Source organism: Streptomyces sp. NPDC045695, assembly GCF_056432025.1.
In genome coordinates this window covers 288,041-313,499 of the sequence record NZ_JBWKJU010000002.1, presented here as the reverse complement: position 1 = coordinate 313,499, position 25,459 = coordinate 288,041, and the positions used below count along the sequence as shown (strand labels likewise).

At 70.6% G+C, this 25,459-nt stretch carries 15 protein-coding genes; 7 read left to right on the top strand and 8 right to left on the bottom strand.

Annotated features, from left to right (window positions below; all coding sequences use genetic code 11):
* Positions 1-84 precede the first annotated feature (84 nt).
* Positions 85-531, bottom strand: coding sequence for a hypothetical protein (locus AC07DU_RS04520; RefSeq protein ID WP_479026567.1), 447 nt, complete (start codon positions 529-531; stop codon positions 85-87).
* On the bottom strand, positions 528-7,733 hold the full coding sequence (locus tag AC07DU_RS04515) for a polymorphic toxin-type HINT domain-containing protein (RefSeq protein ID WP_479109584.1): 7,206 nt from the start codon (positions 7,731-7,733) through the stop codon (positions 528-530). Before AC07DU_RS04515 ends, AC07DU_RS04520 begins: the two co-directional genes overlap by 4 nt.
* Before the next feature lie 417 nt (positions 7,734-8,150).
* Here AC07DU_RS04515 and AC07DU_RS04510 point away from each other — a divergent pair, with 417 nt between their 5' ends.
* On the top strand, positions 8,151-13,127 hold the full coding sequence (locus AC07DU_RS04510) for an FG-GAP-like repeat-containing protein (RefSeq protein WP_479109582.1): 4,977 nt from the start codon (positions 8,151-8,153) through the stop codon (positions 13,125-13,127).
* A gap of 110 nt (positions 13,128-13,237) precedes the next feature.
* On the opposite strand, the gene AC07DU_RS04505 is transcribed toward AC07DU_RS04510, so the two are convergent.
* Positions 13,238-14,998, bottom strand: a complete 1,761-nt coding sequence (locus AC07DU_RS04505) for an acetyl/propionyl/methylcrotonyl-CoA carboxylase subunit alpha (RefSeq protein ID WP_360897437.1) — start codon at positions 14,996-14,998, stop codon at positions 13,238-13,240.
* A 508-nt stretch (positions 14,999-15,506) separates the two neighbouring features.
* On the opposite strand from AC07DU_RS04505, the gene AC07DU_RS04500 reads away from it, so the two are divergent.
* Positions 15,507-15,959, top strand: a complete 453-nt coding sequence (locus tag AC07DU_RS04500; RefSeq protein ID WP_360897439.1) for a hypothetical protein — start codon at positions 15,507-15,509, stop codon at positions 15,957-15,959.
* On the opposite strand, the gene AC07DU_RS04495 is transcribed toward AC07DU_RS04500, so the two are convergent.
* The 4 genes from AC07DU_RS04495 to AC07DU_RS04480 form a co-directional block, all read right to left on the bottom strand.
* Positions 15,940-16,548 carry a Maf family protein gene (locus AC07DU_RS04495; RefSeq protein WP_479109579.1) on the bottom strand — a complete coding sequence of 203 codons (609 nt, stop codon included), beginning with the start codon at positions 16,546-16,548 and terminating at the stop codon, positions 15,940-15,942. The genes AC07DU_RS04500 and AC07DU_RS04495 overlap by 20 nt on opposite strands.
* Before the next feature lie 60 nt (positions 16,549-16,608).
* Positions 16,609-16,749: a morphogenic membrane protein MmpB gene (gene mmpB, locus AC07DU_RS04490; protein WP_479026579.1), complete on the bottom strand. Its 141-nt coding sequence runs from the start codon at positions 16,747-16,749 to the stop codon at positions 16,609-16,611.
* 88 nt (positions 16,750-16,837) lie between these two features.
* Positions 16,838-17,044, bottom strand: coding sequence for an acyl-CoA carboxylase epsilon subunit (locus AC07DU_RS04485; protein WP_360902840.1), 207 nt, complete (start codon positions 17,042-17,044; stop codon positions 16,838-16,840).
* A gap of 21 nt (positions 17,045-17,065) precedes the next feature.
* Entirely contained in the window at positions 17,066-18,652 is a 1,587-nt protein-coding gene (locus tag AC07DU_RS04480) for an acyl-CoA carboxylase subunit beta (RefSeq protein ID WP_360902766.1), read from the bottom strand.
* Positions 18,653-19,004: 352 nt separating this feature from the next.
* Here AC07DU_RS04480 and AC07DU_RS04475 point away from each other — a divergent pair, with 352 nt between their 5' ends.
* From AC07DU_RS04475 to hutH, 5 genes are all read left to right on the top strand, one after another.
* On the top strand, positions 19,005-19,868 hold the full coding sequence (locus AC07DU_RS04475; RefSeq protein WP_479026584.1) for a biotin--[acetyl-CoA-carboxylase] ligase: 864 nt from the start codon (positions 19,005-19,007) through the stop codon (positions 19,866-19,868).
* A 129-nt stretch (positions 19,869-19,997) separates the two neighbouring features.
* A complete protein-coding gene (locus tag AC07DU_RS04470; protein WP_468630097.1) occupies positions 19,998-21,155 on the top strand; it encodes an adenylate/guanylate cyclase domain-containing protein in 1,158 nt (385 codons plus the stop codon).
* 23 nt (positions 21,156-21,178) lie between these two features.
* Positions 21,179-21,982 carry an enoyl-CoA hydratase/isomerase family protein gene (locus AC07DU_RS04465; protein ID WP_360902772.1) on the top strand — a complete coding sequence of 268 codons (804 nt, stop codon included), beginning with the start codon at positions 21,179-21,181 and terminating at the stop codon, positions 21,980-21,982.
* A gap of 110 nt (positions 21,983-22,092) precedes the next feature.
* Positions 22,093-23,208, top strand: a complete 1,116-nt coding sequence (locus AC07DU_RS04460) for a GGDEF domain-containing protein (protein WP_479026593.1) — start codon at positions 22,093-22,095, stop codon at positions 23,206-23,208.
* Positions 23,209-23,361: 153 nt separating this feature from the next.
* The gene (gene hutH / locus AC07DU_RS04455; protein WP_360902778.1) at positions 23,362-24,903 is read left to right on the top strand and encodes a histidine ammonia-lyase; all 1,542 of its coding nucleotides are present in this window, start codon (positions 23,362-23,364) and stop codon (positions 24,901-24,903) included.
* A 111-nt stretch (positions 24,904-25,014) separates the two neighbouring features.
* Here hutH and AC07DU_RS04450 read toward each other — a convergent pair whose 3' ends face one another.
* Positions 25,015-25,377, bottom strand: coding sequence for a hypothetical protein (locus tag AC07DU_RS04450; RefSeq protein ID WP_479026595.1), 363 nt, complete (start codon positions 25,375-25,377; stop codon positions 25,015-25,017).
* Between the last annotated feature and the right edge of the window lie 82 nt (positions 25,378-25,459).

Below are 25,459 nucleotides of genomic sequence, written 5' to 3'. Positions count from 1 at the left end.
GCGGTCCCGACCCATGCAATGGCCGCACACGCAAAACGCTCGGCTGGGGAAACCCCAGCCGAGCGCTTGAGTCAGCTACGAAGGTCAGTCAGAGAATCTGACCACGTTATTCACGGCGGGATTAGCGCTGCGATATTCCGCATCGTCTGAGGCCAGCGGGCTTGTGGCCCCATAGGGAAGATTGAATTCTGCCCAGTACAGTCGCGATGCGATGATGTAGTCCTCTGTCGAGTCGGCCTTTAGGAAGAACACGGCATCGCCCGCTCGGATCCTTCCGATCCTGGCTGCGAGCGCCCGGCGTTCGGATTCGTCGCCTCGGCGAACCTGTACGTGCCCGACGTCCTTGTTGCATGCGATCCGCGCAACGCCCGCGAAGAACATGTCGAGGACCCTCACGGGGGAACCCCCTGGGGCGTCTTCGTCGGTCTCAGGGAAGCCCCGGAGTACCACATACGTGTGACCGTGGCGGTAGTCGATCAGGCTGAACTTCCGATGGTCGGTGATGTCGGGCTCGGTGCGAAGCAGGTTCATTTCACCTTCATATACGACTCATGTCGGCGATTCCAACGATAGAAGTCAACCTTGTCCATGAGGCCGGCCTCATGGATTTGGATCAACTCCCATTGGGTATGCATCGCTCCACCCTTTGAGCCTGCCGCTTCAAGTGCCTTCTTGAGAGCAGCGGCCGGACCCTGCTTACCGCCGTCCAGCCCGTCGAGCAAGAAGGAGATCTTCCCCTCGCCGCTTGCGACATTGGCGATGGCCTTGTGGACCTCGTCCCTCCACTCCGTGGAGAGGGCGGCCATAAGGTGCCTGGCTCCGATCTGCTCTGCGAAGTCCTTGACGTTGTGGTCACCCGAGTCACGACCAAGTGCCACGTGATCACAGTTGTGAACCAGGACCGGTGTGGCCCCCGCCAACACGTAGTACGTGTGCTCGCTGGCGACCGTGAGGTTGCGGACCTTCTTGTGCTGGGTCCAGCGCTTGACCTCGGTCACCTGGACCCAGGTACCGGACGAGGTCTGGAGCCACTGGCCGGCCGTGAGGTCGGTCGCCTTCAGCCATTGGTCCAGGCTGGGCGCCCAGAACGGATGGCCGTCGGTCGCGGTCAGCGTCTCGGACGCCTCGCCCTTTGCGCCGTCGGTGTCGATCGTGATCTCGACGAGGTTCTTCTGGCCCTCACCGATGATCTGCGCGACGACCGGCTGAGCAGCAGTGGTGCCGGACTCCGGGTTGGTGGCCACAACCTCATCGCCTATGGCGACGTCCTCAATGGGCTTGGAGGAGCCGTCGGCCATCAGGACCTTGGTGCTGGGGACAAAGCTGTTGCAGGCAGGAGCTGTCTCGGTCCCGCCGCTGTCGGTGTCCTTGCTCGCCGACTTCTTCGGGGCGTCGGCCTTCTTCGTCTCGGAGGACTTTGATGCCTTGCCGTCGCCGTCCGCCTTCTTCGCCTTCGTGGCCGAGGACTTGCCCTGCTTGGCCGCCGCGGCCTTGACTTCGTCGGCCTTCTTGGCTGCCGCAGCTGCGGCCTCTTGTGCGGCTCTTCGGGCCGCCGCCGCTTCTTCCTCCAGCTTTCTCGCTCGTTCGGCGGCTTCTTCTATCTGGCGTTTCCACTCGGCCAGGTCCTCGGCGTACTTGGCCATGGCCTGCTGGTAGCGCTCGACCCGCCTGAGGATGTCGCGTGCCAGCGAGAGTTTCTGCGCCCAGCTGTTGAAGGCCTCCCAGGCCCGGTCCAGTGCCTTGATGATGCGCTTGGCACGGCCTGCGAAGGGAAGTGCCGCGTCGAGGGCGAGGCCCGCACAGGCGCCCCAGTCACCGCCGAGGCAGTCGCGGATGTCGTTGTAGCCCGAGACGTCCTTCAGGATGCCCATGGCGACTTCGAGCGCGATGTCCAGGGCACTCTTGCCCTGGATCATGTTGGCCCAGGCGGCCTCCGCGTCCGAGAAGTCCTTGATCGGCATCGTGGGAGGCCCGATCGACAGGCCGCTGGGGTCGCTGAACGTCACCGGCGAGTTGTTCGCGTAGACGTACGGGTTCTGCTGCTTGGGCTCGTTGAAGTCGACGACGGGGTCGACCGACAGGAACCGCCCCGTAGCCGGGTCGTACTCACGCGCGCCCAGGTGCACCAGGCCAGTTGTCTCGTCGAGTTCACCACCGACGAAGTTCGCCTTGCCGGGCCACACGGACGGGACCGCGCCGCGGACCTCACCGTACGGGGTGAACTTCCGGCGGGTGATCGCCGAGGTCTTGGTATCGACCGCGGTGGTCGACGTGCCGTTCTGGTCGCCCATCAGGTACGCCGTGGAGATCACGCCGTCCTTGGCGGTCTTGACCATGGTCGGGCCGGCCGGGTGGGCGTAGTAGCGCGTGCCCTCCAGCTTGCCCGCTGCTGTCAGCTTGACCTCGGTGCCCGGCAGGTAGAGCGTGGTGCCGGTCTTGTCACGCTTGATCAGGCGGTTGCCACCGGCGTCGTAGACGAAGCCGGTGGAGTCCGTGCCCGTCGTGACGCTTGCCAGCTGACCCGCGTTGTTCCAGTCCAGGGTCTGCGTGTTGCCCTGGATGGTGCGGGTCTTGGTGTTGCCCGACGCGTCGTAGGTGTACGACTCCGTGCGCGAGCCACCCGGGCCTGTCGTATCGACCTTCTGCAGCCTGTTGGCGGCGGCCTGTCCGGGCGTGCCGTACGTGTAGGCGCGGGTGACGTCCTTGGTGAGATCACCGGTCGGGGAGTGCTGGACGTCCTTGGTGCGGTTACCTGCCGCGTCGAAGCTATAGGAGCTCCAGTACGGGTTGGGGCCGCCGACCTGGGGCTTGGAGCCGGGGCCTGACGCGTTCGGCTGGGCCGCGCAGTCGTCCGTGGCCGTCCAGGCCTCGTTCATGCGGCGCAGGTAGTCGTACGCGAAGCACTGCACGTCGGCAGTGGCGGTCGGACCTTCCTTGTCGGTGATCTTGAGAATGTTGCCGACGGCGTCGTAATTGAACGACGTGTCGTTGATTCGGCCGGGTGACAGCTCCCGGTCGTTGACGGTTCGCGTGAGGCGGCGCGTCTGCTCGTCATAGAAGTTCGTCGTGTAGACCTGCGATCCGGCAGGACCCGCGTAGGTGCGGAGCACGTCGCCCATGGGCGAGTAGTCGACCTTGTCGACGAACGTCTTGCCTTCGATGCCCATCATGGTGGGTAGTTCGAAGTGGTTGTACTGCATTTCGGTGAGTTCGATGGGCAGGCCGGCCACGGCCGGCTGCTCCGTCCACGCGAGCAAACCGGTGTTCTCGCGGTACCCGCTGGTGAACTCGTACGTACCGCCGAGGGCACCCTCCGCAGACGGGATAGTGATCTTTGTTCCCGTCGGGTGGTACTCGGTGTCGTACCCCGTCACTTCCTGGGTGTACGCCTTGCCGTCCACGTACCGCGTCGAGGCCACCGGCAGGCCGATGGCGCCTGGCAGGGTGTCGAACGTGGTCGAGGTCAGCTTCGGACCCGTCACCGAGGTCTCGTGGGTCGCGATGACCCGGCCGAGCGCGTCGTACTCGGGGGCGACGACCTTGCCGCGGGCATCAGTGACCGTTTCGACACGGTCACCCTTGCCGTATGTCATCGTCGACGTGCCCTTGTCCGGGTCCGTCTGCTTGGTCTTGCGACCGCGGAGGTCGTACTCGAAGCCCCACTTGTCGCCCGCCTGGTTGACGACCGACTCCAGCATGCCGCGCTGGTTGTAGGTGTACAGCGTCTTGTCGTACGTCCCCGTCGGCGAGTCCGAGCGGAAGAAGCGCAGCTCCGTCTTGCGGCCCGCGCCGTCCAGGAAGGCCCGGGTCGGGGTCTCGCCCTTCGGGGGGTCGACGGTGATGTTGTCGCCGCCGTACGAGGTGGTCGTACGGGAGGTCTCCACACCGAGCTTGCGCGAGATCTGGGCGGTCGAGCGGCCCGAGCCGTCGTACTCGGTCACCGTCGAGGACGGGACCTCGTTGTCGTTCGGGGCGAACTGCACGGCCGAGGCCGTACCGGCGGTGTAGTAGGCGCCGTTGGACTTCCAGACCTGGCCGAGGCTGTTGTAGAAGGTGTCCGAGATGACCCGGCCACCGCCCAGGGCCTCCATCTGGGTCTGGCGGATCCGCAGGCTGCTGTCGTAGATGTCGTAGCTGGTGCGGTAGGTGCCGTCGTCCAGCAACGCCTTGTTGGTGATGACGACCGGACCGTCGGTGCGGACGTCGTACGAGAACATGCCGTTCGGCGACTTGGTCGCCGGGCTGCGGGACGGCGACCACACCTTCGTCAGGCGGCCGAGGGAGTCGTACTGCATGACCTGGCGGCGGCCGTTGGTGTCCTGCTTGGCCAGGATCGAGCCGCGGCCCTGGTCGGTCTCCGTGGTCTGGGTGTGACCGGCGGAGTTGGTGGTGACGACCTTCGTGACGATCTGGCCCGAGGCCGGGGTGTAGTCCAGCTTCGTGGTCTTGCCGAAGACGTCCGTGCTGGTCTTCGGGCGGCCGTACGCGTCGAAGGTCGCGCTGCCGTCCACCTGGTAGAGCGGGGTCGTGCCGGAGTATCCGGTCAGCGACTCGGTCGACTGCACGTTGCCGGCCGCGTCGTAGTTCATCCGGACGTCCGAGGTGACGTCCGCCGGGCGCTGCACGCCGATGGCGTCACAGGCCTTGGCGACCGTCTCCACCCGCTTCTGGCGGGCGATGATCCAGCGGGTCTCGTCCGCGTCGTACCAGTAGCGGGAGCAGCTGTCGTCGGACGGGTCGGCGACGTCGCCGAGGTTCGACACCGACTGCGCGAAGCCGCGGGTGTCGTACTCCGTCTTCATCGCCGTACGGCGCCAGCCGCGCCCGTCCGACAGCAGGATGCGGGAGTTGACCCCCGTGGTCTGCTGGACGAACGCCTGCTGGGGCTCGATGTCCTCCTCGGCCGTCTCGCCCTTGCGCAGGCGGGTCGCCGTGGGGCCGTGGAGCCACGGGGTGTAGGTGGTGGCCGCCTCCAGGGCGCCGCCCTCGCCGTTGTACGCCAGGACCTCGCGGGTCTGGCCGGCGAAGAGGCGGTGGTCCGCCATCTCCACGCCCTCGGAGTCCTTGACCTTGACCGACCGGGTACCGCCCGCGGGGGCGAGGCGGTCACCGTCGAGGCCGCGGAAGAAGAGGGTCTCGGTCATCGAGCGCTTGTCCGGAGCCGCGCCGATGTACGTACGGACCCGCTCGTAGCCGCGCCACTGGGACCACGTGCGCGTCTTCGGACGCATCATCTCGGTCTCGTCGTCGAACGCCCACGCCGGGTTTCCGAGGAACTCGTACTCGGTGCGCCGCGACGGCGAGTTGCCGTTGCGGTCGTCCTCCTGGACCCAGTCCACGACGTGCTTGTGGAACCAGTCGGTGGAGTAGATCTTCCTCTCGTGCGCCGGATCGGTGGGATCCGGCAGCTCCGAGACCACCGGGAAGCAGCGCAGCGTGTTGGTCTCCGGCGAGGCCGGCATCACGCGCGGGTCGGCGGCCCGGCACTGGGTGTCCTTGTAGTGCGCCAGGATCGTCGAGCCGGTCTCGGTGTCGATCGCCTCGATGCGGTAGCGGCGGTACGCGGGCTTGCCGTCGCCCAAGCCGTCCACACGGTTGTCGAGCTGCTTGCCGCGGAACTTCACCGGCGGCAGGTCGATCTGGGCGCCGTTCTTGCCGGAGTGCTTGATCTCGGCGAGCCACAGCGGGTAGTCCGTACCGTCACCGGTCATCGGGAAGGTCTGGGTCAGTGCCCAGGTGTCGACCGGCTTGTGCGCGGTGCCGTTCCACACGAAGGTGCTGACCTCGGTCAGCCGCTTGCGGGTGAAGAAGGTCGGGGTGAACCGGCCCTTGCACTCCTCGCCCGCGGCGCACAGCTGGTCGCCGGGGGTGTCGGGCCACTCCTTGGCGATGGTCCAGTCGACCTCCGGCTTGAGCTTGGCCGGGTCACAGTCGAACGTCGCCGTGGTGAGGCAGCGTTCGGCGACCTTGAAGTTCACCTGGGCCGGGGCGCTGGCGAACAGGTTGTCGCTGCGCAGACCGTACGAGATGTGGTCGAGCCAGCCGGACCGGTCGTACGCGCGGGCGGTCGAACCGCCCGCGATCTTGTAGTTCGAGCCGTAGTGGTTGACCTCCTTCTGGTACCAGTACGTCATCGCGTTGCCGCGCGGGTCCACGACGTAGTCGAGGTTCCAGCGGTACGCCTGGTCGCAGACGGCGTCGGCGAACGTCGCGGTGTAGCAGGGCTCACCGGGGTGGTTGCCGTAGACCGGGACGTTCCAGGTGGAGTTGGTGACGGGCTTGCCCGTCGCCCAGCCCGCGAGCTTGTTCAGACCGAAGTAGAACTGGATGCCCTGGGGGTTGGTGAACCGCCAGTGGTCACCCTCCTTGTCACCGTTCTGCGCGCCCTGGAGGAGCTCGATGCGCGAGCCGTCGTCCTTGGCCGGGCGCCACTTCTTGGTCGTGTCGTCCAGGACCAGCTGCGTGGAGCCGCCGTTCAGGGACATCGTGACCATCGGCGCGCCGTGGCACAGGTCGCCGGTGTCGTCCTTCGGGTTGTTGTACCCGGAGTCCTTGCGCTTGTCCTGGCTGCACGGGACGTAGCCCCGCTCGATGTAGTTCGAGGCCAGGTCCCAGCCGTCGCCGACCCAGGAGGTCTGCTGGGCCGAGGCGTTGGTGCGGCCGTCGATGTTGGAGCTGGAGTAGCCCAGCGACAGCGACGGGCTCGGACCGCCCAGGGAGGCGGGGATGTCCAGCGGGTAGGACCAGGAGAAGTCACCCGCGGAGCCGCCGGCCTGCCAGGAACCCGACGGGCTCAGGGAGGTGGCCTTGTACGTGCCGTTGGCGCCGTCGGCGCCCGGGGAGGCGGCCAGCGTCATCGCGCTGGACGCGGTGGCGGCGGCCGGGCCCGCGGCGGGCGCCGACAGGAAGGACTTGCCCGTGGCCGCGGCCGGGGCGGTCTTGGCCGGGGCGTCGAAGGTGGCGACGAGCCTGCCGGTCTCCGGGTCGTTGTGCGTGGTGACCGGACGACTGCCCTGGCACTGCGCCAGCTGCGGGGTGGTCAGCGCACAGGTCGGGATCGCCGTGAAGCGCAGGCGGGAGCCCCAGCTGCCGCCGTACGCGTTCTTGAACGCGGCGTAGTCGAGCTCCACCGAGACCGGTGCGGCCGAAGCGCCCGCGTCGGTGCGGTCGACCGAGAGGAGCACGCTGTTCGCCAGGCCGGCCCGCTTGGCGGCGGCCTGGTCGAGCAGGTCGACCTTCAGCTTGACGTCGGTGGGGGAGCCCGCGGCCGGGGCGCCGGCGGCCGGAGCCGCCGCCGCGCCCGCCGAGCGCTGGAGGCCGGCGGGCGCCTTCGCGGGACCCGCGGCGGAGACCGAGACGGGGAGCGTGCCCGCCTTGACCCCGCGGCCGGGCACCGCGATCCCCGGGGCGAAGACCCCGAAGGCCGAGCTGGAGGAGGACTTCAGCGGGGTGACCGGTGCGGCCGCCGCGGCCGGCAGCGTGACCTCGGCCGAGCCCGCGGCGGGCCAGGCGACCTTCGGGGCGCCCTTCCAGGCCTTGGTCTGCGACTCGGCGGGCCCGGCCGCGGGCTTGCCCTTGACCGGCTCGCCGCTGACCTTCGTCAGCTTCTGCTTGCCGGGCAGCGAGGGCCCGGTGGCGGCTGCCGCGTCCAGGACGGTGAGCCCCGTCGTCATCATGGCGACGGCCAGCAGGGGTATCGGCCACCGCCAGACACGTCTCAAAGGCGCACGCATGAAGTGCGCCTGGGAACTTTTCAAAATTCGAACACTCCGGATCTGACGGCGCGGCTCACAGGTTTCCGCGCTATGGGGTAATCGCGCTGAACCTAACAGTGGGCCATCCCCGCCTGAAAAATGGGGCGGTTTTTCGATGGTTGCCGGGGGCGACATCTGTCCTGGTCACGGCCCTAAGCGGACCACGGTATTCGGAATTTCTGGTTCCGCAGTCTCGTCTGATAAAGGGGCCGCCGAAAGGGCTTGGGAGGGGGTTACCTTCGCGTGTAGCCTCGGTCGGCTGCTACAAATCAATCGAACGCAGACGACCTCTCGCCAAAAGAAGCGCCGAAAATCGGCCATTGGCGCAAGGCTCGACCGATTGCTTTCGGCCATTCCCGCGGGATCCGCCGAAACCGACCCCCGAGGACTCAGTCAGTGAGACCCTTCCCGACGCGCCCGCGCGTCGCCGGACCGCCGTCCCGCAGGGCGCCGGCACTCACCCTGGCGACCGCCCTGGTCGCCACCCTGATCGGCAGCGCGGTGCCCGCCGTCGCAGCCGGAGCGCCCACCGCCCCCAAGACCGAGAAGTCCAAGGCGGCATCGCCCACCGAGGCGGAACTCACGGCCAAGGCGACCGCCGAGGCCAAGCGCACCGGCAAGCCCGTCGAGATCACCTCGCAGCGCTCCGAGAACGAGGAGATCTGGGCCAACCCGGACGGGACCTTCAACTCCGAGCGCTCGCTGGTGCCGACGCGGGTCTACCGCGACGGCAAGCTGGTACCGGTGGACACCGGCCTGCAGAAGCTGAAGGACGGCCGGATCGCGCCCAAGGCGACCCGCAGCGAGCTCACGTTCTCCGGCGGCGGCAGCGCCCCGCTGGTCACCATGCGCAAGGACGGCCGCGACGTCACCCTGACCTGGCCGGCGCCGCTCCCGGCGCCGACGCTGGACGGGAACAGCGCCACCTACGCCGAAGTCATCAAGGGCGTGGACCTGCGGGTCGCCGCGGACGCCACCGGCTTCTCGCACCAGCTGGTCGTCAAGACCCGTGAGGCCGCGGCCAACCCGGCCCTCGCCTCCCTCAACTTCGGGCTCAAGGGCAACGGCGTCACCGTCCGCAAGGACGCGAACGGCGAGCTCCAGGCCGTCGACCCGGCGGGCAAGACACTGTTCAGCTCCGCCAAGCCCCAGATGTGGGACTCGGGCGCCGACCGGTCCGCGGCCACTGCCACGGCCCCCACCGCCAAGTCGCTCGCCGAGTCCACCGCGAAGACCACCGCGGGTGCCCAGGCCCCGGCGGCGGACGCCCCCGCGCCCGCGCCCGCACCTGCGGCCGCCGGCGGGGCGCGCGCCGTCGACGGCATCGACCTCGGCAGCAGGCAGGCCGACCTCGGCGTCGAGCTGAAGGGCGACAAGCTCACCCTCACCACGGACCGCAAGCTCCTGACGGCCCCCGACACCGCCTTCCCCGTCGTCATCGACCCGGTGTGGCGCGACGACTGGAAGTCGGCCTGGGCGGTCGCCTACAAGCACAACGCGATCTCCGGTTCCGCCGACACGAACTACTGGAACGGCGGCACCCTCAACAACGACGCCCGCGTCGGCTGCGCCAAGGACGCCGCCAAGGGCTACGCGGTGGTCTGCGCCAAGACCTTCTTCCAGATCGGGATGGGCGAGCTCCACGGCAAGCAGATCCTCGACGCCACCTTCCGCATCCAGCAGAAGTCGGCCGGCTCCTGGAGCTGCAACTCCGGTGACATCCAAATCTGGGACACCGGCACCATCACCCGGTCCACCACCTGGAACAACCAGCCCAACTGGTCACGTCTGGTGGACTCCTCCGGCCAGTCCTACGGCGGCCGCAACTGCCCCGGCGACAGCGACACCATCGAGCTGAACGTGACCTCCGCGGTCGCGGACGCGGCCCGCTGGAACTGGCCCGCCTGGACCATGGGCCTCAAGTCCGCCACGGACACGGTCGACGTCTCCTGGCGCAAGATGAACCCGGACAGCGCCCGCATCTCCACCCAGTTCAACACCCTGCCGTACCCTCCGGCCGAGCGCTCGATCAACCCGTACGTGGCCTGCACCGGCGGCCAGATGGGCACGTCGGACGAGGTCGTGCTGAGCGCCCGCATCAGCGACGCCGAGGACAACGCCCTGAAGGCCGAGTTCCACTACTGGAACCCGGACAACTACGGCGGCACCCTCAAGACCGCCAAGGTCGACGTCGCCAACGGCAACGTCGCCCTCCTGCGGATCCCCGCCTCCCAGCTCACCGGCACCAACTACCGGTGGGACGTGCGGGGTCTCGACGCGTCGGGCGCCGGCCCCTGGGCGGGTCAGTGCGCGTTCAGCATCGACCACACCCGTCCCAGCAAGGCCCCGGGCGTCACCTCGGTGCAGTATCCCAGGGACAATCCGGACAACCCCACGTTCGCGCGTACCGAGGGCACCTTCACCCTGAGTGCCAACGGCGTCACCGACGTCACCCGGTACCAGTGGACCACGATCGGCGACCCCACCCCCCGTACGGTCAACACGGCCACCCCGGGCGGTTCCGCGGTGATCAAGTACACCCCGACCGCCGCCGGTCCCCAGTCCCTCTTCGTGTGGAGCCTCGACGCGGCGGGCAACCGCTCCGACGCCACGGCCTACCTCTTCTACGCCAAGCGCCCGCTCGAACGCGACAAGCACGGCGACGTCAACGGTGACGGCGCGACCGACATCTGGAGCATGGACCAGGGCGCCGGCCGGCTGTGGATGGTGCCCGGCAAGGGCGCCGGCACGTTCGGCGAGCCCCGCCAGGTCAAGGAGAGCAGCTTCGGCAACGCCGTGTCGCTGACCCAGTGGGGCAGCTGGAACGGCGGTGACTTCTACGAGGACCTGGTCGTCCTGAAGCCCTCGGACGCCGACCCCAACACGAACATGCTGTACGCCTACCTGGGCGCCGGCGACGGAGAGCTCCAGGCCGGCGACGCCGCCCGGGTGGAGCTCAAGACCCGGTACGCCGAGGACAACCACTGGGCCCAGGCCCAGCAGGCCGTGGCCATCGGCAGCGTGAACGACGACAACCTGGACGGCAGGATCGGCGAGGACGACCAGCCCGACCTGCTGGTCAAGGAGGGCGCCAACCTCTGGCTGTACTTCGGCACGGCCACCGGCAGCCTCACCCCGCGGGGCCTCGACCCCATCCCGCTCGGCAACGCCGACTGGCAGGACATGACCCTGAGCGCGCCCGGTGACCTCAACGGCGACGCACTGCCGGAGATCTGGGCCCGTTCCAAGACCACCGGCCTGATCCACCAGTACACGAGCCGCAAGACCACCGACGCCACGGCGAAGGCGGCCATCGACCTGACCGTGTACAGCGACCCGGCCGCACGCACCGCGTCCATCGGCACCGGTTTCACCGGCACCGCCTGGCCGCACCTGGCCAGCCTCGGCGACTTCGAGAAGGACGGCTTCCCCGACCTGTGGTCGCGTGACAACAACGGCGTGATCAGCGAGTTCCCCGGCCGTCAGCCGGTCAACGGCTCGGCCTTCGGGCCCGCCAAGCAGATCGCCGTCAGCGGCACGCCCTGGAGCACGTGCGAGAAGGTCGCCTCGGCCGTCTCCACCACCACCACCCACGAGCTGTGCGGTCCGATGCTGGCCAAGTTCCGCGCCAAGGGCGGGATCACCGGCGTCGGCAAGCCGTCCGGCGCCGTCACCACGACGGCCGACGGCGGCAAGTTCGCGCACTTCCGCAAGGACGGGGCGAGCGGCGACAGGGCCTCCATCTACTGGCACCCGACCACCGGTGCCTGGCTCGTCGTCAACGGCATCCGCGACAAGTGGATGAGCCTCGGTGCCGAGAAGGGCTTCCTGGGCTACCCGACCTCCGACGAGAACGTCACCTTCGACCAGGGCGGCGCCTTCACCACCTTCACCGGATCGGGCGGCGCCGGCGCCATCTACTGGGCGCCCGAGTTCGGCTCCTGGTCCATCCACGGCACCGTCTACCGCAAGTACCTGGCGACCGGCGGTCCCGGCGGCTGGCTCGGCTACCCGACCACCGACGAGACCAACAACGCCGACGGCATCGGCCGCTTCAACCACTTCCGCCACCGCGACCAGACCTCCGACACCGCGTCCATCTACTGGACGACCACCACCGGCAAGGCTTGGTCCGTGCGCGGCTCCATCCGCGCCAAGTGGGTCTCGCTCGGCGCCGAGAAGAGCTTCCTGGGCTACCCGCAGTCGGACGAGTACGACGTCTACGGCGGCCCCCGCGAGGACTTCAAGGACGGCACCTACATCCGGCACAACCACACCACCGGCGTCAGCGTCGAGCACAAGGCCAACGACCGCACCGCCGACAAGCGCACCGACCTGTCGGGCGACTTCAACGGCGACGGCCTGTCCGACACGGCCACCGTCTACGACTACGGCAGCGACGCCGTCGCGCTCTACACCGCGCAGGGCAAGGCCGACGGCGGCTTCGGCGCCCCGGTCCTCGGCTACAACACCAACAAGGGCAACTGGAACAACTCGCACGCGCAGTGGACCACCGGTGACTTCAACGGTGACGGCCGCGACGACCTGGCCGCGCTGTACGGGTACAGCGACGGCGCCAACGGTCTGTTCACCTTCCTCGGCAACGCCGACGGAACCTTCACCTCCCTCGGGCGCAGCGCGTATGTGACCCCCGGAAACTGGGTCGCCTCGTCAGGCAAGATCTTCGCCGGTGACTTCAACGGCGACGGCCGCGACGACGTGGGCATGATGTACGACCACGGCAGCTGCAACACGGGCGTCCACACCTTCGTCGCGAAGGCGGACGGTACGTTCAACGCCTCCATGGGCAGCTGGTACTCCGGCAACGGCAACTGGTGCTGGAACGAGTCCAAGCACGTCACCGGTGACTTCAACGGGGACGGCCGCGACGACATGCTCGCCCTGTACGGCCACGGCAACGGGTCCGTCGAGATGTACACCCTGCTCGGCAAGGCCGACGGCGGCTTCGCGGCGCCCCTGCGTTCCTGGAACCGCGCCGCGGGCCTGTGGGACTACAGCCGCAGCAAGCTCACCTCGGGCGACTACAACGGCGACGGCCGGGCCGACGCCGCCATCATGTACCGGTACGACAACGGCCGCTCGGCCCTGTTCACCTTCACCGGCAGGCCTGACGGCGGGGTGAACGACGACTTCCAGAGCTGGAGCAGCCCGGAGCAGTCCTGGTACCTGGAGAACACCGGGAACCCGGTGTCCGGCGACATCAACAAGGACGGTCGCGACGACGTCGCGATCATGTACAACTACTACGCCGGAGGCACCGCGCTCTTCACCTTCAAGGGGCGCACCGACCGTACTGACGGTGGCTTCGAACCCCCGCTGAAGAGCTGGGAGGTGGCGCCCGGCATCTGGTAACACCGGCGCCGCGCATGACATGACATGACATCGGCCCCCAGGACCCGTTCGGGTCCTGGGGGCCGATTGCGTTCTGCGGGCCGGCTGCGGTGAGCGGACCTGCCGGGAGATCAGTCCTTGATCTCGCAGATGGTGGCGCCGGAGGTCACCGAGCCGCCGATCTCGGCGGTGAGGCCGACGACGGTGCCGGAGCGGTGCGCGTTGAGCGGCTGCTCCATCTTCATCGCTTCGAGCACGACGATCAGTTCGCCCTCCTCGACGCGCTGGCCCTCCTCGACCGCGACCTTGACGATCGTGCCCTGCATCGGGGAGGCGAGGGTGTCGCCGGAGGCCGCGGGGCCGGACTTCTTGGCCGCGCGGCGCTTCGGCTTCGCGCCACCCGCGGCGGCCGTGCGGGCCAGGGTCATGCCCAGGGAGGACGGCAGGGAGACCTCAAGACGCTTGCCGCCGACCTCGACGACCACGGTCTCACGGCCCGGCTCGTCCTCGGTGTCGTCCGCGGCCGGGGCCGTGAACGCGGGGATCTCGTTGACGAACTCGGTCTCGATCCAGCGGGTGTGGACCGTGAAGGGTCCCTCCGCGGGGGCGAAGGCCGGGTCGGCGACGACGGCACGGTGGAAGGGGATGGCGGTGGCCATGCCCTCGATCTCGAACTCGGCGAGGGCGCGGGCGGCGCGCTGCAGCGCCTGCTCGCGGGTGGCGCCGGTGACGATGAGCTTGGCCAGCAGGGAGTCCCAGGCCGGGCCGATCACCGAGCCGGACTCGACGCCCGCGTCGAGGCGGACGCCCGGTCCCGTCGGCGCGGCGAACTTCGTCACGGTGCCGGGGGCGGGCAGGAAGCCGCGGCCCGGGTCCTCGCCGTTGATGCGGAACTCGATGGAGTGACCGCGCAGGACCGGGTCGCCGTAGCCGAGTTCCTCGCCGTCGGCGATGCGGAACATCTCGCGGACCAGGTCGATGCCGGAGACCTCTTCGGTGACCGGGTGCTCCACCTGGAGGCGGGTGTTGACCTCCAGGAAGGAGATCAGGCCGTCGGCGGCGACGAGGAACTCGACGGTGCCGGCGCCGACGTAGCCGGCTTCCTTCAGGATGGCCTTGGAGGCCGCGTACAGCTCCGCGTTCTGGGCCTCGCTCAGGAACGGCGCGGGGGCCTCCTCCACCAGCTTCTGGTGGCGGCGCTGGAGGGAGCAGTCGCGGGTGGAGACGACGACCACGTTGCCGTGCGAGTCCGCCAGGCACTGGGTCTCGACGTGGCGCGGCTTGTCGAGGTAGCGCTCGACGAAGCACTCGCCGCGGCCGAAGGCGGCGACGGCCTCGCGGACGGCGGAGTCGTAGAGCTCGGGCACCTCTTCGAGGGTGCGGGCGACCTTCAGGCCGCGGCCGCCACCGCCGAAGGCGGCCTTGATCGCGATCGGCAGGCCGTGCTCCTTGGCGAAGGCGACGACCTCCTCGGCCCCGGAGACCGGGTCCGGCGTACCGGCGACCAGCGGGGCGCCGGCGCGCTGGGCGATGTGGCGGGCGGCCACCTTGTCGCCGAGGTCGCGGATCGCCTGCGGCGGCGGGCCGATCCAGGTCAGGCCGGCGTCGATCACGGCCTGGGCGAATTCGGCGTTCTCGGAGAGGAAGCCGTATCCGGGGTGGATGGCGTCGGCTCCGGAGTCGGCTGCGGCCTGGAGGACCTTCGAGATGTCCAGGTAGCTCGCGGCCGGGGTGTCACCGCCCAACGCGAAAGCTTCGTCGGCCGCGCGGACGTGCAGAGCGTCCCGGTCCGGATCGGCGTAGACGGCTACGCTCGCGATCCCGGCGTCCCGGCAGGCCCGAGCAACGCGGACAGCGATTTCGCCACGGTTGGCGATGAGCACCTTGCGCACGATGGCTCCCTCCTTGAAAACAAGCTGAGTTTAGGGACAGCCCACACGGCCTTACGACCCTTCCCCGGTGGTGAGCTTGCCCACACAGAGTGTGATGCGAGGCCCGCTCCGCCGGGGAACCCTTGTGGCGCCCCAGGTCAGGGGGATCCCCGACTGCACAGTAACCCCGCGATGTAGCCAAGGTCTCTGTCCCCCCGGTCAGCGGCCCCGGGTGATTCTTTGTCGAGTCCCTACGAACCGCCCACGATTTCTTTGCGGGCCTGATCGGAGTTGCCCCCCGTTTACTGCCGAGTAGCTTCGCCGTCCGCCGGGCGAACCGGGACAACACCGTACCCACAGCGGCGCGGCCCGCCGCGGCCCAGACGGGCAGCGGCGCCCGGCGTGTCCCGGCCTGCCCGCGTCCGGCCCCGGCACAGTTGGGTCCGATGCCTTGCCCACGGGGCTACCCGTTAGTAGCCTCCAGGCGTCGAACACGCTCGGGACGGACACGTGAGGGGTGGGGACCATCGTGCTGCGAAGACTCGTGGCCGGACTGGCCGCGATCGTGCTCGTCGCGGAAGCGGCCGTGCTCGTGCTCGTCCACGTCGTACTGGGCAAGACCACGGCGAGCCAGTCGATGTCCATAGCGGGCAGCGACCCTGACGTCATGTCCGCGGCCACCTACGCCCTGGGCGCGGGCATGGGCGCCTTCCTCCTGCTGTGCGCCGTGCTCTGCGCCGCCGCCGCACTGCGCGACCGGGCCCCGGGCCGCTTCGCCCGCGTCGTGCTCGTCACCGCCGCGGTCACCCACGGACTGCTCGGCACCCTCGCCGTCGTCGTGGTCGGGTGGGCGGCCTTCGCGGCGACCACGCTGATCCTGTGCCTGCTCGTCCTGATCCTGATGCTCTACCCCGCCCGCCGCGAGGACCCGACCGGGCCGCCGCTGCCGCCGTTCGGAGAGCTCAAGCCCACAGGTCCGTGATCGACACGCCCAGTTCGCCCAGCAGGGAGCGCAGCAGCGGCATCGACAGCCCGATCACGTTGCCGTGATCCCCGTCGATGCCGTCGATGAACGGCGCCGACAGCCCGTCCAGGGTGAACGCCCCGGCCACGTGCAGCGGCTCGCCGCTCGCCACGTACGCCGCGACCTCCGCGTCCGTCGGCTCCCCGAACCGGACCGTCGTGGACGCCGTCGCAGAGACCTGCCGCCCGTCCACCGTGTCGATGACGCAGTGCCCGGTGCGCAGGACGCCCGCCCGGCCGCGCATCGCCTTCCAGCGCGCCGTGGCCTCCTCGGCGTCCGCGGGCTTGCCGAGCGCCTCGCCGTCCAGCTCCAGCACCGAGTCACAGCCGATCACCAGGGCGCCCGCGGCCTCCTCCAGGGCCGCCACGACGGCCGCCTTCGCCTCGGCGAGCGCCAGCGCCAGAGCGGCCGGCTCGTCGTGGTTCAGGGTGTCCTCGTCGAAGCCGCTGACGATCACGTGCGGGGCGAGCCCGGCCTGCCGCAGCAGGTTCAGCCGGGCGGGCGAGGCGGAGGCGAGGACGAGCGGGCGCGCGGGCGTGGCAGTCATGCCGGCCATCGTAGGCGCGCGGCGCGACCCCCTGGAACCGGCCCACGCCCCCCTAGGCCTCTAGAACCGGCCCATGCCCACGCCCAGGACGTACACCACCACGATCATGGCGAGGGCGAGCACCACGGTCAGCCGCCGGATCATCGCCTGCGCGTCGCGCATGTCCTTGGGCGGCTCGTCTTTCGGGTCGGACCAGAGCATGTTCCGATACTGGCCCGCAGACAGGTGTGGCGCCTGAGTACCCGTACTCAGGCGCCACCATCCGTTCACATCATCTTCGCCGGCCCGGCTAGCCGGGCCAGTACGTACGGCCCCACGCGCGCGGCCCCGGCTGCAGCCCGCGGCGCCGCGCCACCCGGGCGGGCGCCGACCACTCGTCCGCGACCACCGGGGCGAGCGACGGTGCCGAGGCCAGCGCCGCCGCCCGCGCCTGGACCACCGCCAGTGCGGCGGCCAGCTCCTCGGGGGTCGGGTTGCCCTTGACGACCTTGATCACCACAGAGACCTCCTGGAGGGGCTAGAGGGGGATGTTGCCGTGCTTCTTCGGCGGCAGGGACTCCCGCTTGGTGCGCAGCTGCCGCAGCCCCTTCACCACGTGCGCCCGCGTCTCGGACGGCATGGTCACCGCATCGATGTAACCGCGCTCGGCGGCCGTGTACGGGTTGAGCAGCGCGTCCTCGTACTCGGCGATCAGCCGTGCCCGGGTCTCCTCCACATTGTCCGCCTCCGCGATGGTCCTGCGGTGCAGGATGTTCACCGCGCCCTGCGCACCCATGACGGCGATCTGCGCCGTCGGCCAGGCCAGGTTCAGGTCGGCGCCCAGGTGCTTGGAGCCCATGACGTCGTACGCGCCGCCGAAGGCCTTGCGCGTGATGACGGTGATCAGCGGAACGGTGGCCTCGGCGTACGCGTAGATCAGCTTCGCGCCGCGCCGGATGATCCCGTTGTACTCCTGGTCCGTGCCGGGCAGGAAGCCCGGTACGTCCACGAACGTCAGGACCGGGATGTTGAACGCGTCGCACGTACGGACGAAGCGCGCCGCCTTCTCGGAGGCGTTGATGTCCAGGCAGCCGGCGAACTGCATCGGCTGGTTGGCGACGATGCCCACCGGGTGGCCCTCGACCCGGCCGAAGCCGGTCAGGATGTTCGGCGCGAACAGCGCCTGCGTCTCCAGGAACTCCCCGTCGTCCAGCACGTGCTCGATCACGGTGTGCATGTCGTACGGCTGGTTCGCGCTGTCCGGGATCAGCACGTCGAGCTCGCGGTCGAGGTCGGAGACCTCGGTGTCCGCCTCCTCCGGGAAGGCCGGCGGCTCGGAGAGGTTGTTCGACGGCAGGTACGCGAGGAGCGACTTGACGTACTCGATCGCGTCCTTCTCGTCGCCCGCCATGTGGTGCGCGACGCCGGACGTGCTGTTGTGCGTGCGCGCCCCGCCCAGCTCCTCGAAGCCGACGTCCTCGCCGGTGACCGTCTTGATGACGTCCGGGCCGGTGATGAACATGTGCGAGGTCTGGTCCACCATGACCGTGAAGTCGGTGATGGCGGGCGAGTACACGGCGCCGCCCGCGCAGGGCCCGACGATCAGGCTGATCTGCGGGATCACGCCGGACGCGTGGACGTTGCGGCGGAAGATCTCCCCGTACATGCCCAGCGCGCTGACGCCCTCCTGGATGCGGGCGCCGCCGGAGTCGTTGATGCCGACGAGCGGGCAGCCCGTCTTCAGGGCGAAGTCCATGACCTTCATGATCTTCTGGCCGTAGACCTCGCCGAGGGCGCCGCCGAAGACGGTGAAGTCCTGCGAGAACACGGCCACCGGCCGGCCGTCCACCGTGCCGTAGCCGGTGACGACGCCGTCGCCGTAGGGGCGGGTCTTCTCCAGCCCGAAGTTGGTGGAGCGGTGCCGGGCGAACTCGTCCAGCTCGACGAAGGAACCCTCGTCCAGCAGCAGGGCCACCCGCTCACGCGCCGTCAGCTTGCCCTTGGCGTGCTGCTTCTCGACAGCACGCGCGGATCCTGCGTGGGTGGCTTCGTCGATGCGGCGCTGCAGATCCGCGATCTTGCCCGCGGTGGTGTGCATGTCGATCGGCTCTGACGGATGTGACATCGGGGTCGCGGCTCCCTGCGTGGTGTCAACTGCCTGGTCAATTGATTGACTACTGCTGGCTACTGGTGCGTAGCGTATCGGCGGGCATGGCGCTCGGCAGTGCGGCGTTTGACACACCCGCATTGGGTTGCCTGGCCTCGCCGCCTTCCCTAGGAGACAACCGGCGGCCGGCCGGGCCGGACACGTCCCGGCGTCCTGACCGGTTCGTCCGGCCGCGCGTCGTCGGGGTGGAAACGGAACGTGAATGCCCGCTTTACCGCAGAATTCCCCACAGCCGGGACGCTAGGGTCAGTCAAGATCCGCACACGATCCCGGGTCGAAGGATCACCTACGGCGACAAAGGAATCCGATCATGCCAGCAGAGCGCTCGAACGGTGCCTCCACCGGTCGCTGGTCCAGCCTGGAGCGGCCGCCCCTGAACGCCGAGGGGCTGCGGCGTGCCCTCGTCACCGAGGGCGGGCTGTGGACCTCCCTGGAGGTGGTGGACACCACCGGGTCCACCAACACCGACCTCGCCGCCAGGGCCCCCCAGCTGCCCGAGGGAGCCGTGCTCGTCGCCGAGGAGCAGACCGCCGGACGCGGGCGGCTCGACCGCAGCTGGGTCGCGCCCGCCCGGTCCGGGCTGTTCTTCTCCGTGCTGCTCAAGCCGGGCGCCGCGGTGCCGCAGGAGCGCTGGGGGTGGCTGACCCTGCTCGCCGGTGTGGCCACCGCGACGGGGCTGTCCCGGGCCGCGGGCGTGGACACCTCCCTCAAGTGGCCCAACGACCTGCTGGTCACCGTGGACCGCGAGGAGCGCAAGGCCGGCGGGATCCTCGCCGAGCGGGTGGCCGACGGCATCGTCATCGGGATCGGGCTCAACGTGTCCCTGACCGAGGACGAGCTGCCCGTGCCGGGCGCCGGCTCCCTCGCGCTGGCCAAGGCCTCCGTGACCGACCGGGACCCGCTGCTGAGGGCCGTACTGCGCTCCCTGGAGCAGTGGTACGGGAACTGGCGCGCGGCGGGCGGCGACCCGGCGGCCAGCGGCCTGCAGGAGACCTACGCGGCGGGCTGCGCCACCCTCGGCAAGCACGTCCGCGCGGAGCTCCCGGGCGGCCGCACCCTCACCGGAACGGCCGAAGCGGTGGACACCGACGGCCGCCTGGTGATCCGTACGGCCGAAGGCGTCCACGAGGCGGTCGGCGCGGGCGACGTGGTCCACCTGCGCTCCGTCCACTGACGGCCCCGTTCCGCCGGGGAGGGGGAGTGAGCTACGGCACACCTGCCGTATGGTTTAGGCGATCCCGGTGCTCGTGGTGATCAACCGGTTCGCAGGGCAGTGCGCACGGAAATGGACAGGAGGCGGCCCTTGACCGTCGACGACCCTACGTCCAGCGCGTCCGCCCCCGGGCCCGGCGGCCCGGGCACCCCGATCGGCCGCGACCAGCACCACCCGCACCACGAGGTCGACCACACGGCCCAGCCGACGGCGGATCCGCTCGCCATCCGACTGGAGCAGCTGATCCTCGGTGCCGAGCGCCGGTACACCCCCTTCCAGGCGGCCCGCAGCGCCGGCGTGTCGATGGAGCTCGCCTCGCGCTTCTGGCGGGCCATGGGCTTCGCCGACATCGGCCAGGCCAAGGCGCTCACGGAGGCGGACGTACTGGCCCTGCGCCGGCTCGCCGGTCTGGTGGAGGCCGGGCTGTTGTCCGAGCCGATGGCCGTGCAGGTGGCGCGGTCCACCGGGCAGACCACGGCGCGGCTGGCCGAATGGCAGATCGACTCCTTCCTGGAGGGGCTGACGGAGCCGCCGGAGCCGGGCATGACCCGTACCGAGGTCACGTACCCCCTGGTGGAGCTGCTGCTGCCGGAGCTGGAGGAGTTCCTCGTCTACGTGTGGCGGCGCCAGCTGGCGGCCGCCACCGGGCGCGTGGTGCAGGTGGCCGACGACGACGAGATGGTCGACCGGCGGCTCGCGGTGGGCTTCGCGGACCTGGTGGGCTTCACCCGCCTGACGCGGCGCCTGGAGGAGGAGGAGCTCGGCGAGCTCGTCGAGTCCTTCGAGACGACCTCCGCGGACCTCGTGGCGGCGCACGGCGGCCGGCTGATCAAGACCCTCGGGGACGAGGTCCTGTACTGCGCCGACGACGCGGCGACGGCGGCGGAGATCGCGCTGCGGCTCATCGAGACGATGGAGGCCGACCCGCAGATGCCCGAGCTGCGGGTGGGGATCGCCTTCGGCACCGTGACGACCCGGATGGGCGACGTCTTCGGGACCACGGTGAACCTGGCGAGCCGGCTGACGTCGATAGCGCCGAAGGACGCGGTGCTGGTGGACGGCGCGATGGCCGAGGAGCTGGCCCGCAGCGGGGCGGCGCCGGTGTCGGAGAAGGAGGCCGAGGCGGCGGCCGACGAGAGCGCGGCCTACCGGTTCGCGCTCCAGCCGATGTGGCAGCGGCCCGTGCGCGGGCTGGGGGTCGTGGAGCCCTGGTCGCTGACGCGGCGGCCGCCTAAGATCCCCCGGTAACGTTCGTTAACCGGGAGGGTCCTATGGCGTCCGAGGCCGAGTTCGAGTCGGAGTTCGTGGCGGTACGCCGCCACGCGGACGGGGTCGCGGAGCTGGTCCTTGACCGCCCCAAGGCGATGAACGCCGTGTCGACCGAGATGGCCCGCGCCATCGGGGCGGCCTGCGCCGCGCTGGCCGCGGACGCGTCCGTACGGGTCGTGGTGCTCTCCTCGACCGCGGAGCGGGCCTTCTGCGTGGGGGCGGACCTCAAGGAGCGCAACGCGCTGTCGGACGCCGAGCTGGTGCGGCAGCGGCCGACCACGCGGGGCGCGTACGGCGGCGTGCTGGAGCTGCCGATGCCGACGATCGCGGCCGTGCACGGTTTCGCGCTGGGCGGCGGCTTCGAGCTCGCCCTGGCCTGCGACGTGATCGTCGCCGACGAGACCGCGGTGGTCGGCCTGCCCGAGGTGTCGGTGGGCGTGATCCCCGGCGGCGGGGGCACCCAGCTGCTGCCGCGCCGGGTGGGCGCGGCGCGGGCCGCCGAGCTGATCTTCACGGCGCGCCGGGTGGAGGCCGCCGAGGCGCTGTCCCTGGGGCTGGTGGACTCGGTGGTCCCCGCCGGGCAGGACACCGAGCAGGCCCTGGCCCTGGCGGGCCGGATGGCGGCGAACTCGCCCGTGGGGCTGCGGGCGGCCAAGCGGGCGCTGCGGCTGGGGCACGGGATGGACCTGGCGGCCGGGCTGGAGATCGAGGACGCGGCCTGGCGGACGGTGGCCTTCTCCGGCGACCGGGCCGAGGGCGTGGCGGCGTTCAACGAGAAGCGCAAGCCGAACTGGCCGGGGCAGTAGCGGCTGGGTGGTGTCTCGGGTGGTGTCTCGTGGATCAGGCCGGGCTCGCGGGGACGTGCGGCGCCGCGCCCCGCGATACTGAATCGGACAAAAGTCCCTAACCTGGGGTGATGGGAGTTGACGGGCGGCTGCGAGCCGTCGTGGGCCTGGCGCAGGCGATGGCCGCGGCGTGCGCGCCGCGGGACAGTGTGCGCGCGGCCGCGCGGGGCGCGCGGATGGCGCTCGACGGCTCGTTCGCCGCGATCTCGGCGTGGGAGCGGGAGCGGGGGCGCCTGCGGGTGCTCGTGAACGAGGGCGAGCGGCGGGCGGGGGAGGAGGAGTTCCCCGAGGACGAGTCCTATCCCGTCCACGACTTCCCCGAGATCACCGAGTTCCTGCACGAGCGCTGGGTGGGCGGCGGCGGCCCGCACGCCTGGGTGGAGAGCGCCGTGGGCGACCGGCCCGGGCGCCGGGGCGAGGCCCTGCGCGGCCGGGGGCGGGGCACCTGCGTGGTCGCGCCCATCGTGCTCAGCGGGCGGGCCTGGGGCGAGCTGTACGTCGCCCGGGACGAGGGACTGCCCGACTTCGACGAGGACGACGCCGAGTTCGCCACCGTCCTCGCCGCCGTGGTCGCGGCCGGGCTGGCGCAGAACGAACGGCTGGAGGAGGCCCGGCGGCTCGCCTTCACCGATCCGCTGACCGGGCTGGCGAACCGCCGCGCCGTCGACATGCGCCTCGACGAGGCCCTGGAGGAGCACCGGCGCACCGGGGCGGTGGTCAGCCTCGTCGTCTGCGACCTGAACGGGCTGAAGAAGGTCAACGACACCCTCGGCCACGCGATGGGCGACCGGCTGCTGGAGCGGTTCGGGTCGGTGCTGAGCCTGTGCGGGGCCATGCTGCCCGGCGCGCTGGTGGCCCGCCTCGGCGGCGACGAGTTCTGCCTGGTCGGGCTGGGCCCGACGGCGGACGAGGTGGTCCGGGTCACCGAGGAGCTGTGCACGCGGGCCGCCGAGCTGGAGCTGGGCGAGGGCGTGGCCTGCGGGGTGGCCTCCACCGGGGACCCGATCGGGCTGGTGAAGTCCTCCCGGCGGCTGTTCCGGCTGGCGGACGCCGCCCAGTACAAGGCGAAGGCGGCGCGCTCGCCCAAGCCGGTCGTCGCGGGGCGCGACACCGCCGTCGTCCGGATGGCCGATGCCGCCGCCGAAGCGGCCTCGGGCGAACGCCGCCGCTTCCGGGGGCGGCCGTGAGCCCGCCCGGCCGTGAGCCCGGGCCCGGCCCTGAGCCCATGCCCGGCCGTGGCCCCTGCGTCCTCGCGGCCCTGCGTCGCGGACCGTAAGGGGCCCTGAGCGAAGTCGCTAGTGACATGAAGGGATTCAGTCCGTAGGGTGCTGAATATGGATATGCAGACTGTCGTAGTGGGGACGTCCGGGACCACCGCCGAAGACGTCATCGCCGTCGCCCGCGGCAACGCGCGGGTCGAGCTGTCCGCGGAGGCGCTCGACGCGCTCGCCCGCGCACGTGAGATCGTCGACGCCCTCGCCGCCAAGCCCGAGCCCGTCTACGGGGTCTCCACCGGCTTCGGCGCTCTGGCCTCCCGGCACATCAGCCCCGAGCTGCGCGCCCAGCTCCAGCGCAACATCGTCCGCTCGCACGCCGCCGGCATGGGCCCGCGCGTCGAGCGCGAGGTGGTGCGCGCGCTGATGTTCCTGAGGCTCAAGACCGTGGCCTCCGGGCACACCGGCGTACGGCCCTCGGTCGCCCAGACCATGGCCGACGTCCTCAACGCCGGGATCACCCCCGTCGTCCACGAGTACGGCTCCCTGGGCTGCTCCGGCGACCTCGCGCCGCTGTCCCACTGCGCGCTCGCGCTCATGGGCGAGGGCGACGCCGAGGGCCCCGACGGCACCGTCCGCCCCGCCGGCGAGCTGCTGGCCGAGGCCGGGATCGAGCCCGTCGAGCTCCGCGAGAAGGAGGGCCTGGCCCTCCTCAACGGCACCGACGGCATGCTCGGCATGCTGGTCATGGCCCTCGCCGACCTCGCCAAGCTCTACACCTCGGCCGACATCACCGCCGCCCTCACCCTGGAGGCGCTGCTCGGCACGGAGAAGGTCCTGCAGCCCGAGCTGCACGCGATCCGCCCGCACCCCGGTCAGGCCGCCTCCGCCGCGAACATGGCCGCCGTGCTGAAGGGCTCCGGGCTCGTGCGGCACTACCAGGAGGAGACCGCCCCGCGCGTGCAGGACGCCTACTCGGTGCGCTGCGCCCCGCAGGTCGCCGGCGCGGGCCGCGACACCATGGCGCACGCCGCCCTGGTGGCCTCGCGCGAGCTGGCCGCCGCCGTCGACAACCCGGTGGTGCTGCCCGACGGGCGCGTGGAGTCGAACGGCAACTTCCACGGGGCGCCGGTCGCCTACGTCCTGGACTTCCTCGCCATCGCGGCCGCCGACCTCGGCTCCATCGCCGAGCGGCGCACCGACCGGCTGCTCGACAAGAACCGCTCGCACGGCCTGCCGCCGTTCCTCGCGGACGACGCCGGCGTGGACTCCGGTCTGATGATCGCCCAGTACACGCAGGCAGCGCTCGTCAGCGAGATGAAGCGGCTCGCGGTGCCCGCTTCGGCCGACTCGATCCCCTCCTCCGCCATGCAGGAGGACCACGTCTCGATGGGCTGGTCGGCGGCGCGCAAGCTCCGTACGGCCGTCGACAACCTGACGCGGATCATCGCGATCGAGCTGTACGCGGCCACCCGGGCCATCGAGCTGCGCCACGGGCTCACCCCCGCCCCGGCCAGCCGGGCCGCGATCGAGGCCGCGCGCGCCGCGGGTGTGCAGGGCCCCGGGCCGGACCGTTTCCTCGCCCCCGACCTGGCCGCCGCCGACGCGTTCATCCGTACCGGCGGCCTGCTCGCCGCGGTGGAGCCGGTGACGGGTCCGCTCGCCTGACGCGGGCGGTGCGGGGCGGCCCGCGCCGCTGGGACGGGGGCCGTCCCGGGAGCTTCTTCCCGGGGCGGCCCCCGGTCGTTCACGGGGTCACGGGGTCACGGGGTCACGGGGTCACAGGGCGTGGGAGCGCCGTACGGAGAAGGCCACGAACCCGGCCCCGAGTCCCAGGCAGAGCGTGCCGCCCAGCAGGTAGGGGGTGGTGTCCACGGAGCCGGTGTCGGCGAGCACGAGGGACCTGCCCTGCACGGTCGGCGCGTCGGCCGCGTCCGGGGCCGCCCCCGAGACCGTGCCGGTGGCCGCGCCGGTACCGGAGCCAGCCTGGGCGCCCGTCCCTGCGGCGTTCGCCCCTGCGGGCACGCCGGCGCGGTCCGTCGCGTCCTCCGGTGCGGTGGCGCCCGCCGAGGGCACGAACCACAGGGCGGCGAGGAGGGTGGTCGCTCCGAGAGCGGTGAGCAGCGGTCGTCGTGCGGACACGGTGCGATCCCCCTTGTGGCAGCAGCGAATTGGCCGTGTGCGGTGATGCTACGGAAAGGGGCGGGTCGTGGGAAAGTCGGGG

Bases quoted from the DNA above. Each gene is read 5' to 3' on its own strand.
- AC07DU_RS04520 (WP_479026567.1), bottom strand. From the start codon at position 531: ATGAACCTGCTTCGCACCGAGCCCGACATCACCGACCATCGGAAGTTC.
- AC07DU_RS04515 (WP_479109584.1), bottom strand. From the start codon at position 7,733: ATGCGTGCGCCTTTGAGACGTGTCTGGCGGTGGCCGATACCCCTGCTG.
- AC07DU_RS04495 (WP_479109579.1), bottom strand. From the start codon at position 16,548: ATGACTGCCACGCCCGCGCGCCCGCTCGTCCTCGCCTCCGCCTCGCCC.
- mmpB (WP_479026579.1), bottom strand. From the start codon at position 16,749: ATGCTCTGGTCCGACCCGAAAGACGAGCCGCCCAAGGACATGCGCGAC.
- AC07DU_RS04480 (WP_360902766.1), bottom strand. From the start codon at position 18,652: ATGTCACATCCGTCAGAGCCGATCGACATGCACACCACCGCGGGCAAG.
- AC07DU_RS04475 (WP_479026584.1), top strand. From the start codon at position 19,005: ATGCCAGCAGAGCGCTCGAACGGTGCCTCCACCGGTCGCTGGTCCAGC.
- AC07DU_RS04465 (WP_360902772.1), top strand. From the start codon at position 21,179: ATGGCGTCCGAGGCCGAGTTCGAGTCGGAGTTCGTGGCGGTACGCCGC.
- AC07DU_RS04460 (WP_479026593.1), top strand. From the start codon at position 22,093: ATGGGAGTTGACGGGCGGCTGCGAGCCGTCGTGGGCCTGGCGCAGGCG.
- hutH (WP_360902778.1), top strand. From the start codon at position 23,362: ATGCAGACTGTCGTAGTGGGGACGTCCGGGACCACCGCCGAAGACGTC.